Raw genomic sequence first — 14483 nt, forward strand, 5'->3', positions numbered from 1 at the left:
CATCCTCTTTTTTTTGTCAGGTTGACAAGGTATACCTCGCTCTTCAAAGTACATTCAGCAGGCTTTTCTAGAGCTTTTCTATATCCCTATACCTTACATTAGCTATGACAATACCTTGTGAAGACCTTGTGAACCCCTTGTGAATAGCGAACAAAACCCGAACAATGGGCGATAAAAACCCGAAAAAAAGTTTAAATACCCATCCAGCCTTTTCTTACTTTGAGTTGTGCTGCTGAGGCATCCTTACGTATGGTCACATTAAGTTTCAGGTTCGGATTTGCCTTAATGGTCAGCTTGAAATCTCTAAGCACTCCTTCACGCAGGACGCTGACCGTGATGACGTCTCCTATCTTTGCACTGGTTACCGGAGCGGAGCGCTCTAAGGGAGCGCCAGAAGTCACCTCTCCATTTACACTCACCACTGCATCATTCACGTTCAAGCCCGCCAGCCATGCAGCAGAATTACGGGATACCGCACTGATAAATACAATTCCATTTGAAGCCTTACTCGTCACACCAACATAAGGAATGCTATTGCCCTTATTTTCATCTACTACTGTAATACCTGCGTATTCGAAGTATTTGTCATATTCCACCGGAACAGTTCCATTGACGTATTTCTCCCAGAACCCGCTAAAGTCTTTTCCACTGATCTGCTCTACTTTCGCCTTAAACTCAGCGTCCGTATAACCGCGCTTTTTAGCTTTGCCTTCCAGATACATCGCTTTCATGACGTCATCCAGGCTTTTTGCGCCTTTGGTAGCCTGACTGATCTCCAGGTCCATGATCAGACCAATGATCTCGCCCTTTCCATAATAGGAAATCGTAGCGTTATTTGAATTTTCATTAGGACGGTAAGATTTGATCCAGGCGTCATAGCTGGCCTCGGCTGCCGACTGTACCCTTGAGCCTGGTGTATTGTTTACGTTCGCCAATGCAGTAGCCAGGTTGGAAACAAAGGTCTCCGGAGTGTTGAAGCCCGCACGAAGCATCAGCTTATTTTCATAATATGAAGTAAAACCTTCCGCCACCCAAAGGTTAGTTGTATAATTTTCATTATCGTAATCAAAAGGCCCCAACGCCACCGGACGCATTCTCTTTACATTCCAAAGGTGGTGATACTCATGTGCAACAAGGTCGAGAAAGGAGTTGTACCCTTCAGGTGTACCATATCCATCGCGGGATCCGCCGAGCACCGTTGAGTTCAGGTGCTCCAGACCACCACCTCCGCGCTCAAAATTATGTACGATAAAAGTATAATGCGCATTTGGATTCTCACCATAAATGGCCGTAGCCTGCTCCGCCACCTTAGCCATATCTACCTTTAAACGTTCTTTATCATAGTTCCCACCACCGTACATGGCTACCGTATGTTTTACACCAGAGGCCATGAAGTCGAAAACATCCTGATTTCCCACTTCAATAGGGCTATCAAAAAGAACATCAAAGTTCTCTGCTGAATAAGTAAATACCTGGCCCGCCACCGGTTCCAAACCTGTAGATACCTTAGTCCAGCCGGTATAAGGGTTTACCTTTACGGTACTTGGCAGGTTCAACTGACCGTCGGGATACATAAATATCCCGGTGCTTGAAAGAAAAGCATGTGTATCATCAACAAATGAAGTACGTACAGAAACTTCGAAAGCATACACCCGGTATTTTATTTTAAGCTCTTTCGCGGCACCATTATATATCCTCCAGGCATTCTTCCTGACTTTCTCGAACTTTAGAGCCTTGGCACCGGCGGTGGCACTAAACCCTTCGACACTTTTAGCAAACTCCCTGATCAGGTAAGAGCCCGGGGCCCATACCGGCATCTTCACGTCAATGTATTCCTTGGATAATCCGGAAATATTCATTTCCATCTCTACATAATGTGCATGCGGCTCTTTGAAACTTACTTCAAACCCTACTTTTAATTGTGATTTTGATGTCATACCTAACGATAGTAATATTACTAACCCCAAAATTGATTTTTTCATTAGCATGTTATTGTGTTTTGTTTAATTGCGGATGCGTATGCTGTCGGCAAATTTATCATTTATCATCCGTCATCAACTTTTAAAAAATAAATAGGCTGTAACATACTTAATACAAGCTATTAGACGAAACTTATTTAGATATTTTTGCGTTCCACATATACACGGAACAACCATTTATGAAACTCAAGTACTTCATTTACGCCCTGCTGATCCTGGGCATTGCCTACCTGATCTACCACCGCATCAGCACCAACAATAAAACTGCCATGGAAAATGGAGGAAAGGGGGCTGGAAAAGGTGCAGGAACGCCAGGACTACAGGTAAATGGTGTAGTGGTGGATACCAGTTCCTTTAACAATCAGCTGGAGATTACCGGCAGCATTGAAGCCAATGAGACAGTAGCCCTAAAGTCTGAAGTATCAGGCCTTGTTACAAGTATCAATTTTCAGGAAGGGTCAAATGTCAGCAAAGGTACTTTACTGGTCAAAATCAATGACCGCGACATCCAGGCCCAGTTGCAGGAAGCCCTTACGAAACAAAAGTTGTCTGCTACAAACGAAAACCGCTCCCGCCAGCTGCTCGACAAGGGTGCCATCAGCCAGGAAGAATACGACACTTCTCTCGCGGACCTCCAATCCTTAAAAGCACAGGCTCAGCTCATTCGTGCACAGCTTGCCAAAACGGCGATCTATGCGCCCTTTAGTGGCAGGATCGGGCTACGCTCCATCTCCGCAGGCGAATACCTGACACCCGTCAAGACCATTGCCGTGTTGAGCAGCATAAACCCTTTAAAGGTCACCTTCTCTGTCCCTGAAAAATATATGGCTCAGGTGAAAAACAACACATCGATATCCTTCAGCACTGACGGTTATTCCAAAACATTCAAAGGACGTATCTTCGCTATCGAGCCTGGAATCAATACCGCAACCAGAACGCTTCAGATCAAGGCACTGGCCGACAATCCCGGAGGCGAACTCCTGCCGGGATCTTTTGCAAAAATCAGACTTTCACTCAGCACCCTTAAAGGGGCCATACTCATTCCCAATGAAGCCATTATCCCTGTGCTCAATGGAAAAACAGTGTTCGTCAGCAGAAATGGAAAAGCTGCACAAATTGAAGTAGAAGCAGGCACAAGAACAGCGGAATCCATAGTGATCACTTCCGGCCTGAAGGTTGGAGACACGGTACTCACCACGGGTGCCATGGCACTGAAGCAAGATGCTCCGGTAAAAGTAAGTGTGGTTAAAAAATAAGTTTCGTTATGAGCATTTCTACCACCAGTATTAAAAGACCTGTACTCGCCATTGTCATGAACCTCATGATCCTACTGTTTGGCGTAATCGGATACAACTTCCTTGGTGTCAGGGAATTTCCAAATATTGATCCCACTGTTGTTTCTGTACGCACCTCCTACCCTGGAGCGAACTCCGATATCATTGAGTCACAGATTACCGAGCCCCTTGAAAAATCCATCAACGGCATTGACGGCATACGTAACATCTCCTCGTCCAGCAACCAGGGGAGCAGCAACATCACCATTGAGTTCAACCTGGATAAAAATATTGATGATGCGGCAAACGACGTCAGGGACAAGGTGTCCCAGGCAGCACGCAGTTTACCCAAAGACATTGACGGAAACCCCGTGGTCAGCAAAGCCGATGCGAACTCCGACGCGGTCATCACCATGACGATACAAAGCGATAAACGCAATGTCATGGAACTGAGTGATTTTGCGGAAAATGTGATCGCTGACAGGCTCCAGACCATCACAGGAGTCAGCAGCATCCAGATCCAGGGCCAGCGTAAGTACGCCATGCGCATCCGCATTGAACCTGACAAACTCTCCGCCTATGGACTAACGTCTCAGGATATCCTGACGGCCCTCGACCGGGAGAACGTGGAGCTTCCTTCAGGGAAGATTACCGGCGCCAATACAGAACTGATTGTAAAAACCCTGGGGAAACTCACCGACGAGTCCGAATTTAATGACCTTATCCTGAAGTCGGATTCCGGAAATGTAGTAAGGTTGAAAGACGTTGGTTTCGCAGAACTCGGTTCTGAGAACGAAGAAACGGTACTCCGTGAATCCGGAAAACCAATGGTTGCCGTAGGCCTCGTCCCGCAGCCGGGGGCCAACTATCTCGACATCTCCAAAGAGTTCGACAAGAGATTTGCACAACTGCAGAAAGATGTGCCGGAAGACATTAAACTCGCCATCTCCATTGACACGACGAAGTTCATTAAACTGTCTGTTACGGAAGTGGCTGAAACCATTATCCTCTCGCTGATCCTCGTGATCATCATCATTTACCTGTTTTTCCGTGACTGGGCCATTGCCATAAGGCCATTGATAGATATTCCTGTTTCTTTGATTTTCACGTTTTTCATCATGTACATCTTTGGGTTCTCCATCAATGTATTATCTCTGCTGGCCATCGTACTGGCAACGGGACTGGTGGTAGATGATGGCATCGTGGTCACCGAAAACATCTTCAAAAAAGTGGAGGAAGGGTACTCCCCTTTCGAAGCAGCAATAAAAGGATCCAATGAAATTTTCTTCGCGGTCATCTCCATCTCAATCACACTGGCGGCAGTGTTCCTTCCTGTAATCTTCCTGGAAGGCTTCGTAGGCCGCCTGTTCCGTGAATTTGGAATTGTGATCGGCGCCGCTGTACTCATATCCGCTTTTGTATCATTGACATTGACGCCAATGCTGAATGCTTACCTGATGAAGAAAACGGGACATAAAAAATCTAAGTTTTACAACCTTACCGAACCTTACTTCGTTAAGCTCAACGACAGCTACTCAGATAAACTCAACCGGTTCCTGGATAAAAAATGGCTATCCATCCCGATCATCCTCATCTGTCTGGGGCTCATCGTGCTGTTTTGGAAGATCATTCCTAAAGAAACAGCGCCTTATGATGACCGTAGTGCGGTGAACATGAATGTGACGACTCCTGAGGGTGCTTCATTTGCTTATACAGACCGCTTTATGATGAACCTGCAGCAAATGGTTACGGACTCGATCCCAGAGAAAAAAGTGAACATCACCATCACCTCTCCCGGATTTGGTGGAGGATCTACCAACAGCGGGTTTGTAAGAATGGCGCTGACGGATCCCGGCGATCGCGACCAGTCGCAGGCTGACGTAGCGGCCAAACTCACCAGAATTACCAGGAAACACACAGATGGAAAGGTAATTGTCAGCCAGCAGCCCACCATTTCTGTTGGTCGCCGCGGGGGCCTGCCCATCAACTATATCATTCAGGCGCAAAATTTTGAAAAGTTAAGGGAGAAGGTTCCCTTGTTTATGGATGAGGTGGCCAGGAACCCGACTTTTACCACTTCGGATGTAAACCTTAAATTTAACAAACCTGAGATCAACCTGACCATCGACCGTGACAAGGCAAAAAACCTTGGCGTCTCGGTATCCGACATCGGACTTGCATTGCAGCTCGGACTAAGTGGTCAGCGTTTCTCCTATTTCTTCATGAACGGCAAGCAGTACCAGGTAATCGGGCAGTTTGAGGTGAGCGACAGGAAGTCACCGCTCGACCTGAGCTCTATCTATGTAAGGAATGATAAAAATCAACTGATCCAGGTGGACAACCTCGTCATTGCCAAAGAGCAAAGCAGTCCCCCACAACTTTACCGGAACAACAGGTTCATTTCTGCAACCGTGTCGGCGGGGCTTGCGCCGGGTAAGAGCATCGGGGATGGACTGGATGCCATGGACCAGATCGCTGCCAAAGTTCTGGATGAGACTTTTTCCACGGATCTTGGGGGCGAATCAAGGGACTTTAAAGAAAGTTCTTCGAACACACTGTTCGCCTTCGGCCTTGCACTGCTCCTGGTGTACCTCATTCTCTCTGCACAGTTCGAAAGCTTCGTTGACCCTGTGATCATTATCCTTACCGTGCCGATGGCCGTAGCAGGGGCCTTCCTCTCGCTATGGCTCTTTGGGCAAAGCTGGAACATCTTCAGCCAGATTGGCACCATTATGCTCATCGGTCTGGTGACCAAAAACGGGATTTTGATTGTAGAGTTCGCCAATCAGCTGAAAGAACAGGGGGCAACGGTACACGACGCCATCAGAGAAGCCGCAGTATCACGTTTGAGACCAATTCTTATGACCAGTCTAGCCATTGCCATCGGGGCACTGCCGATTGCGATGGCACTCGGTGCGGCAGCAAAGAGCCGCATGGGTATGGGCATTGTGATTGTCGGCGGGACAATGTTCTCATTGGTACTGACCCTCTTTGTCATCCCGGCCATTTACTCTTACTGGTCAAAAGAACACAAAGCAAACACCGAACTGGAACAATCATTAAAAGCAGCGTTAGCTCATGAAAACGACAACTAAGGTTAAGGGGATACTGTTCTGCATGGCCATGCTGGCCTTTTTCCCTGTTGCCAGGGCACAGGAAAAACTAAGCCTCCAGGAAGCCATCAGCATAGCCTTAAAGAATAACTATGATATCCGGCTCATCAATAATGAGGCGGCAATTGCAAAAAACAACGCTAATCCGGGCAATGCTGGCCTGTTGCCTGCACTAACGGCCAACTATGCCAATGGCGGCAGCCGGCAAAACTCTGTGCAGACACCTGCAACGGGCGAGGAACGCAGAATAAATGGCGCCAGAAATACCAATCAGAGTTATGGTGTAGCACTGGACTGGACGGTGTTTGATGGTTTCCAGATGTTCGCCAACTATGAACGGCTGAAAGAATTGCAGAAGCTCGGAGAGGTGAATGCTAAAAGCACCATTCTGGCGACGATTGCTGATGTCATCAATGGCTACTATGCGGTCGTCAGGCAGCAGGAGCTTGTCGTAGCTACAGATACCGCACTGGACATCTCGCGGTTACGCATTACCATTGCTCAAAATAAACTAAGCATCGGCCGGGGCTCCCGCCTGGACGTACTTGCTGCAACGGTCGACTACAATGCGGACACCTCGCTCTACCTGCAGCAAAAAAATCAGCTGCGCAACAATATAGTGTTGCTCAACCAGGTGATGGCCCGGGATGTGACCATCGAATTCCGCGCAACAGATAGCATCAGCATTGACCGCTCTTTGAGCTATACCGATATGGCTACACAAGCTGAGCAACTCAGCCCCATCTTACAGGCAGCGTTCATCAATAAAAAAGTGGCCGAACTCAACCTGAAACAGGTGAAGGGACAACGCTATCCGATCGTGGGGGTAAACAGTGGTTACGAATTTTCGAAAAGCACCAGTCCCACAGGATTCAACCAGCAATTCAGGGCCAATGGATTCACATATGGACTAACAGCAAGCCTACCCCTGTTTAACGGCTTTCTACAGCGTCAAAATGAGCGTAATGCTAAAATAAACATCAGCTCTTCCAGCTTAAACCTGGAAAAGACCCGGACGGACCTCCATGCACAACTGCTGTCGGCTTATCAGAATTACACCACCAATCTCGACCTCCTTAAAGTAGAGGACAACAATGTAGACATCGCCAGACAAAACCTGGACATCACCCTGGAAAAATACAGGCTGGGAAGCATTGCTCCATTGGAACTCCGTGAAGCACAGCGCAACTCCATTGATGCCATTACCAGGTTCCTGGATGCGGAGTATCAGGCAAAACTTACAGAAATCAGCCTAAAAGAAATTAGCGGCACCTTAAATATTCAATAAGATTACTATTTTTAGCAAATGATTCTAGTAGCAGACAGTGGTTCTTCAAAGACCGATTGGATGGGTTATAGTCCCAGTGAGACGATCAATTTCAGTACACAGGGAATCAACCCTTATTTTTTAAATGCCCACGACATTTACAAACTATTTTCTAAAAAGAAAGACATTGCTGCCTATGCAGATAAGGTGACTGAGATTTACTTTTTTGGTGCAGGATGCTCCTCTCCGGATAAGGTAGAAGTGATCTCCAACGGGATCTCTTCCTTCTTCACCAAGGCTTACGTATCCGTAGAGCATGATTTGCTTGGATCGGCTTATGCGACCTGTGGGGACCGCCCAGGGCTGACCTGTATCCTTGGAACAGGGTCAAACATCTCCTATTATGATGGCAAGGATGTTCAGGAAGGCACACATGGACTTGGTTATGTATTGGGTGATGAAGGTTCGGGTACCTATTTCGGCAGGAAGTTGATTACCTCTTATCTATATGGCCATATGCCTGCAGACCTCAGACCTGACTTTGCAGAGAATTACCATATTGATAAGGAAACAGTGATCACGAACCTATACCAGAGTGCATCACCAAACACTTATCTTGCATCGGTAAGCCGTTTTATGGCAGAACATCGTTCACATCCTTTCATCATCAATATCCTGCGGGAAGGTTTTCAGGAGTTTGTAGACAGCAACATCAAAGATTACCCGGACTATAAAGTCCTTGAATCACATTTTGTTGGCTCTATTGCCTTCTATTATCAGGATATCCTGAGAGAAGTATGTGAAGCCAATGAAATAAAAGTAGGCGCCATCTACCAGAAACCTATTGAGGGAATTTACAACTATATCCTTCGCAAGGAAGGCATCATGGTCTGATCATAAAAATCAAAAACTGCATAAAAAATAGATCCTGAACTGCGTTCAGGATCTATTTTTTATGCAGTTTTTGATTTAAGCTGTTCTGTTGAAGAAGATTTACCTACCCGTTTGTTCATCTCATTTCTCACCATGAGTGCCACCAGTTCCAGTTTCTTTTTATCATCAGCGGTAAAGCTGCGTGGCTTCTGGTCCACTACACATACCACACCGACCTTAAAACCCTCATCCGTAGTGATTGCCGCAGCGGCGTAAAAGCGCAGCCCAATTTCCGCTGCGATGAGCGGGTTGGAGATCAGACAAGGGCGATCACGGTCCATAATGTCTTCATAAACCGTAAAACAATCATTCAATATGGCCATAGAACACAAACTGGAATCGCGATCAACAGCATTCCCCCCCTCACCACTCTGATCTGCTTTTGTCCAGACTTTGTCTTTATCCACAAAATTGATCATCGCTACAGGTGTATTCATCGTCGTTGCTGTAAATGCAGCAAGCTGGTCAAATATCGGCTCCCTCTTAGTATATAAAATTTTATACTTCTTCAAATTTTCCAAACGTGCCTCTTCATCTGACGGAACGATAGCACTACCTAAAATATTCTTCAAATCCCTTACTATTTATGTCAATCCCCTTCTACCTTGCAATTACTATACCCTACAACCAGCACCTATATTGAGTGCGCCACACTTCATCACCTGCATACCAGAAAATAACAATGCAAGCGCCAAATCGATCATTTAAATACTGGTAAATCGTATTTATAGCCATAGCAAAAGCTTCAGCCCTATGACTTAAGTCTTTTCCCAAAATGGGCGATTTTTACTCAACTTGATGATTAATGACCTATGTTTACCACGTTAAAATGTAATAGTCTACCGGCTATTTCTAAGGATTATCACCACCTACATACCGTAAATATAAGTGAATGAAGTTCATTTTCTTAATGATAATCAACAAATTACGGAGAAAATGACAAATTTGACAGACAGGCAACTTAAGCTAGCGCCCGAGCTATTAAGCCTCCACTTTTTCGGAATAGACAAAAACCCAGCCCAGATTTTTTTGCTTTTCGTATCGCACCTTGTAATTGTGATGAGGCGGAATAGTAAAGAAAAATTCGAGAAAAGTCGCTTCAGGGTCTTTAGGGATAAAACCGGGAAGCAGGGTATCTGCGATGAGCTGGATCTGTGCTGGCGAATGCATTTGTAAATCTTTAACAGAATAAATGATGACGAATTGCGATAGTACACAAAATTTATCTTAATATTGAGTTTATTATTAAAGATTAATGAGATTTGTAATTAGCCTCTTGCTGCTGATGTCTGCAGTTTACAGTACCTTTGCACAGGAACAACCCCGGTCTACGCAATATATTTTCAACACTTATCTCATCAATCCGGCCATTTCAGGTATCGACAATTATACCGATGTAAAACTGGGCTACCGTAATCAATGGAGCGGACTGGAAGGAGCCCCCGTCACCCAATACATCTCTATCCATGCCCCCATTGGGGAAGAATTTGTGAGAAGCTCTGTAAACTCGTTCTCCGGACAGGGGGTGAACCCACTTAGCCGCAGTTATGTAAACACCTACAGTTCCGCAGAGCCTCACCATGGGATTGGTTTTTACGCGATCACCGATAAAGCGGCGCGGGTAAGACAAACGAATGTGAATGCTACTTACGCCTATCATATGGGGCTGAGCTACGACCTGAACTTGTCGGTAGGTGTTTCAGGTGGCCTGGCAGCAACCAATATCGATGTTGGTCCAATATACGTGGACAACCCATCAGATCCGCTGCTCAGTGCAGACAACAACAATAAGATGAGACCTGACGTCGGCGCGGGAGTTTGGTTATATAGTCCAAGGTTCTTCCTCGGTGGCTCCTTTAAAAAGATTCTAGGTCCCGAAACAGTCACTGAAAGCGGGCGAAGCCTGCGTCCGTATCAGGAAGGCGTTTTCTATGGCACCGCGGGGTATAAGTTTTTCATTGATGAGGACATCGCCATGATCCCATCCGCGCTACTGAGCTACTGGATGACCGCACCGGCCACCTTTGATGTCAATATGAAGATCGCCTACCAGGATAAATTCTGGATTGGGGGCAGTTTCAGAAACAACGATTCCTTCTCTGCCCTGGCAGGGTTTAACATTGCTTCCATCCTCAACCTCAGCTATTCTTACGATGTCACCACTTCAGCCCTCCGATCAGTAAACAACGGCACCCACGAGATTGTACTGGGCATCCTGCTGAATAACCGTTATGATGTAAAATGCGCCACCCGGCAGTTCTAGCGGAGTAAGGTTAAGCTGCCACCGATAGGGTCACAGTCGGCACGAAGGTCAATTCTGTAATAATAGGCCCCTGCAGGAAGATCTTTCCCCCTGAACCGTCCGTCAAAAGGCTTTTCATACCTGCCGGTAGACTCATACACCAGCTGCCCGCTGCGACTGTAAATCTTGATGTTGATGTTGTTGTAGTCCGGCAAGCCGGTAATCATCCAGACATCGTTAATCCCGTCGCCATTTGGCGTAAGGGTATTTTTAATGTCCATGTTGTCATTGGTGACCTCGATGTGCACTTTGGTGAAGCTGCTGTAGCAACTTCCAAGTCTTCTCCTGACATAATAGTCAGCAGTTCTTGACACCTTGAACACAAACTTGCCATTCGTAGTCTCCAGCATTGGCCTGGTGTCATTTACATCCTGGAACAACTCGTAGGTTCCTTCCTCAGGAACCATCACAGGCAGCATGATTTCGGTAGAATAACATACCCGCATGTCGTTAACCCCCGGCCGCTCAATGGGGAACGATGGGTTTTCCACGGTATAATATTCACTTGTAGCAATTCCGCAGCTGGTATTGTCTTTCAATACCAGGCGGTATCTCCCTCCTGGTACACCGATGAGGTCTGCTGTCGACTGGATCAGGGAGCCAGCTTCATTCTCCCAGGTATAGCTATATGGCGGCAGCCCCCCATTGACTTTAATTCCCGTAACCGAACCCCGTAACAGGCTACACCCATCATTGACCACTACCGCACTGGCGGGTTCAATCACCAGCAGAGGTATCCGTTCAATAACATAAGGATCTGACACGCTTTCGCAGTTATTCTCGTCGTAGCTAAAAAAGCGATAGGTACCTGCAGCAAGATTTTTAAGCTCACGCGCAGTACCTTCCAGCACGATACCCGCCGCATCTTTCCATGCAAAACTAACAGGCTGTGCCGTACTGTAGTTCAACACAATACTTCCATTATCAATGCCACAGGTCGAGCCCGTAATCCGGCCAGTATAAGCATACACCGTTGGCAGTATCTGATCTACGCGAAACGACTTGCTGCTGTTGCAGCCGCTCACTGTATTCCAGGCCCTGAGTGTGTACGTACCTGCAGCAAGATTTTCCAGTTTCAGCAGCTGACCTTCAGAATAACTATTGGTTTCCAACACTGTTCCCGCAGGCCCGGTCCACTCATATCTGTTTGCAAACGTAATTGCAACGCCACTGATCGATCCGTTGCTGGTATTGCAGGTGGATCTTTTGATGATCCCCTCACTAAAATTAACAGAATTATAGGTATCGATAAAATATCTTGCCGTCACGGGCGAACAGGTACCTTCATCGTTAACGGTGAGCTGATAGTAACCGCCCCCAACGTTCAGCAGGTCAGCCGTCGTGGCAAGCTGCGCACCAACCACATTCGTTTGTGCATTGTAGCTATTCCAACGGTAGGTAAGGCGTCCCGTTGGGGTCCCAATCTGAACATTAGTAATGGAGCCATTGGTGTTTCCACAGGCCGCAGGTGTTGTGATTGCTGACATGATCACCGGTGTCGGCCGTGCCGTTATGGTATAGTCGGCAGACTCCTTAGTACAACCCGCCTCGTCAATGACCTTCAGTCGGTAGGTACCCTGCGGCAGGCTCACCTGCTGGCCGGAAGCCACCACGATACCATCGCTGATCCACTGGTAGAGGATGGCCCCTTTGCCCCTGTTGACACTTGCTGAAAAGGAGAACATCGTCTCTCCACAGCCCGGCGTGGGGATATTGAGTACAGGATCACTCAGGCGCTGGTCTTTGATTTCAAACAACTCATCATGCGTAACAGCTTTACAGCCATCGTCGATGATCAATTCATAAGAACCCTCTGCAAGGTTAGTGATCCGTTGTGCATTGCTTAAAAACTGGCGGTCACCATTACTGAGCACCTTGTTCCAGGTAAAGATCAAGCCCTCTCTGGGTTCCGTCACCGTAATGGAACCGTTGCCATTACAGGTAATGGGTTCGATCATCGCCTCCCCCGGTTGTATGTCAGCAGTAGAAAACTCGGAGGTGGTTGCACTCTCCAGACTTGCCGTTGCAGTCACCATCCTGTTGGCAGTCATCGCATACGTCCAGCGCCCATCACTGCCGGCCCTGACGGTAGCGAAATAGGTTTTCCCCTCACAGATTCCCTGACAGTTTTCGGTATAAAAAAGCTCTACTTCCGAATTTGGAGTTGCCTTTCCTGAGATAAAGTTCGGTCGTTTCACCAGGATCTGCACAAAAGGCTGGTAATTGTTGGGTGCTTTTCCAATACCGAAGCGGCGATTGCAGTACATGCTGTTTTTGGTGATGTGGACCGCTCTGTTGGAAACAGACTCAATGCCGAAATCATTGTTGGCAATTTTATTCCCCTCAGCTGCAGTGGTGGCGCCAATTGTTCCCCCGGCATTGTATTCCACACGAATACCGATGCCATTACCCAGTTGCTCTGTACCGGCCTGCCCAGTTCCGATATGATTGGCCACCAGGTTAAAGTCGGCATTTGCGATGGAAACCCCAACCGTACGGTTACCTGAGACCAGGTTGTTACGCATGTAAAGCACCGTATTGGTGGCGCTGACCTTCACTCCGGAGATGGCCAGTGCAGAGGAAGAAAGGAACAATGGCAAATCATGGTAGTCCTTGCTGCCCGTATGGTCTGTACCAATTTTATTGTTGATGATGTCTATCGTAAACCTATTATTTGACGTATAGCTATTCCGCGTGACATTGATATTGGTCTGGTTTGCGGAAATGACGTTCCCCTCCGTATTACTGTCGCCGCCTATGGTTAAAGAGCTATCATAAAGATCTGCGACAATACCGGTCACGTTACTTTTTGCCGTAAGGCCGTCGTAGTGCAACCCGATGATGTTCGATTGGATGCTGATCTGCCGGGACGTATTATCAGGATTATAGTAATAACTGTTCAGGATAGAAATCCCGTTGATGTTTCCTGAAATCACATTGCCCTTTCCGGGCGCCCCAATTTTGATATTATAAGCCCTGGCATCCAGCACGATACCACTACCCTGCCCCGTATTTACGGCATTCAGGTCCGTGATCTTTGCAAAATCTTTAATATATAACCCATAGACCGACACATCGTGTGTCCTGTTATCGAAAGAAAAATTTCCGATAGACAGGCCCGGAAATGTAGCAGTACCGATATTCTCAGGCTCAATGATCACTTTAGCACCGGAGACACCCAATGCGGGCCATGATTGTGAACTGCCATCGATGGTCACATTTGAAGGAACCAAAGGTAGTGGGGAACGCAGTCTGATGGTCCTATCTCCATCATTGACCGGGTTGCCAGGCAGGTTAAAGTTAATGAGGTAAAGCTGGCTTCTATCTGTAGGAATTGCAGACAATGCCGCTCTTAATGTTCCCGGGCCAGCGTCGGCATTGCTGATGACGGTGAAGGTTTGTGCAAAGATATTTTTGGCACTGAAGAGCATGAGTACCAGCAAGGCACATTTTAGAAAACGCATATTTAGAAAATAAGGCCACAATTTACACTTTAATGTCACCAGTGCACAATTAATTTTAATAAAGGTGATTTTGGCCCTGCAGCAAAAAAAAACAGGGCGGAAACTTTTGTTCCCGGCCCTGCCATCGTCGCAGCCCCTTCTGCTCTATCTC

The 14483-nt window shown here is 46.9% G+C and carries 9 protein-coding genes; 5 read left to right on the forward strand and 4 right to left on the reverse strand.

The window, feature by feature from the left end; genetic code table 11:
* Positions 1-191: 191 nt before the first annotated feature.
* A complete protein-coding gene (locus PBAL39_RS08130; protein WP_008240240.1) occupies positions 192-1937 on the reverse strand; it encodes a M61 family metallopeptidase in 1746 nt (581 codons plus the stop codon).
* A 221-nt stretch (positions 1938-2158) separates the two neighbouring features.
* On the opposite strand from PBAL39_RS08130, the gene PBAL39_RS08135 reads away from it, so the two are divergent.
* The 4 genes from PBAL39_RS08135 to PBAL39_RS08150 are packed head-to-tail and all read left to right on the forward strand — an operon-like array spanning position 2159 to position 8527.
* Complete coding sequence (locus PBAL39_RS08135) at positions 2159-3235, forward strand: efflux RND transporter periplasmic adaptor subunit (RefSeq protein ID WP_008240242.1); 1077 nt, start codon at positions 2159-2161, stop codon at positions 3233-3235.
* Positions 3236-3243: 8 nt separating this feature from the next.
* Positions 3244-6348, forward strand: coding sequence for an efflux RND transporter permease subunit (locus PBAL39_RS08140; protein WP_008240244.1), 3105 nt, complete (start codon positions 3244-3246; stop codon positions 6346-6348).
* Positions 6332-7654: a TolC family protein gene (locus PBAL39_RS08145; protein WP_008240245.1), complete on the forward strand. Its 1323-nt coding sequence runs from the start codon at positions 6332-6334 to the stop codon at positions 7652-7654. Before PBAL39_RS08140 ends, PBAL39_RS08145 begins: the two co-directional genes overlap by 17 nt.
* A gap of 18 nt (positions 7655-7672) precedes the next feature.
* The gene (locus tag PBAL39_RS08150) at positions 7673-8527 is read left to right on the forward strand and encodes an N-acetylglucosamine kinase (protein WP_039866307.1); all 855 of its coding nucleotides are present in this window, start codon (positions 7673-7675) and stop codon (positions 8525-8527) included.
* A 59-nt stretch (positions 8528-8586) separates the two neighbouring features.
* Here the strand turns inward: PBAL39_RS08150 and PBAL39_RS08155 are convergent, their stop codons facing one another.
* Positions 8587-9138 (reverse strand): GAF domain-containing protein, encoded by a 552-nt coding sequence (locus PBAL39_RS08155; protein WP_008240249.1) that lies wholly within the window; start codon positions 9136-9138, stop codon positions 8587-8589.
* A 409-nt stretch (positions 9139-9547) separates the two neighbouring features.
* Positions 9548-9736 carry a hypothetical protein gene (locus PBAL39_RS08160; protein ID WP_008240250.1) on the reverse strand — a complete coding sequence of 63 codons (189 nt, stop codon included), beginning with the start codon at positions 9734-9736 and terminating at the stop codon, positions 9548-9550.
* Between the two features lie 85 nt (positions 9737-9821).
* Between PBAL39_RS08160 and PBAL39_RS08165 the strand changes: the two genes are divergently transcribed.
* Positions 9822-10829, forward strand: coding sequence for a type IX secretion system membrane protein PorP/SprF (locus PBAL39_RS08165; protein WP_008240252.1), 1008 nt, complete (start codon positions 9822-9824; stop codon positions 10827-10829).
* On the opposite strand, the gene PBAL39_RS08170 is transcribed toward PBAL39_RS08165, so the two are convergent.
* Positions 10826-14332 (reverse strand): gliding motility-associated C-terminal domain-containing protein, encoded by a 3507-nt coding sequence (locus PBAL39_RS08170; protein WP_008240253.1) that lies wholly within the window; start codon positions 14330-14332, stop codon positions 10826-10828. The genes PBAL39_RS08165 and PBAL39_RS08170 overlap by 4 nt on opposite strands.
* Positions 14333-14483 lie beyond the last annotated feature (151 nt).

It is taken from the genome of Pedobacter sp. BAL39, assembly GCF_000170795.1.
Lineage (GTDB): Bacteria > Bacteroidota > Bacteroidia > Sphingobacteriales > Sphingobacteriaceae > Pedobacter.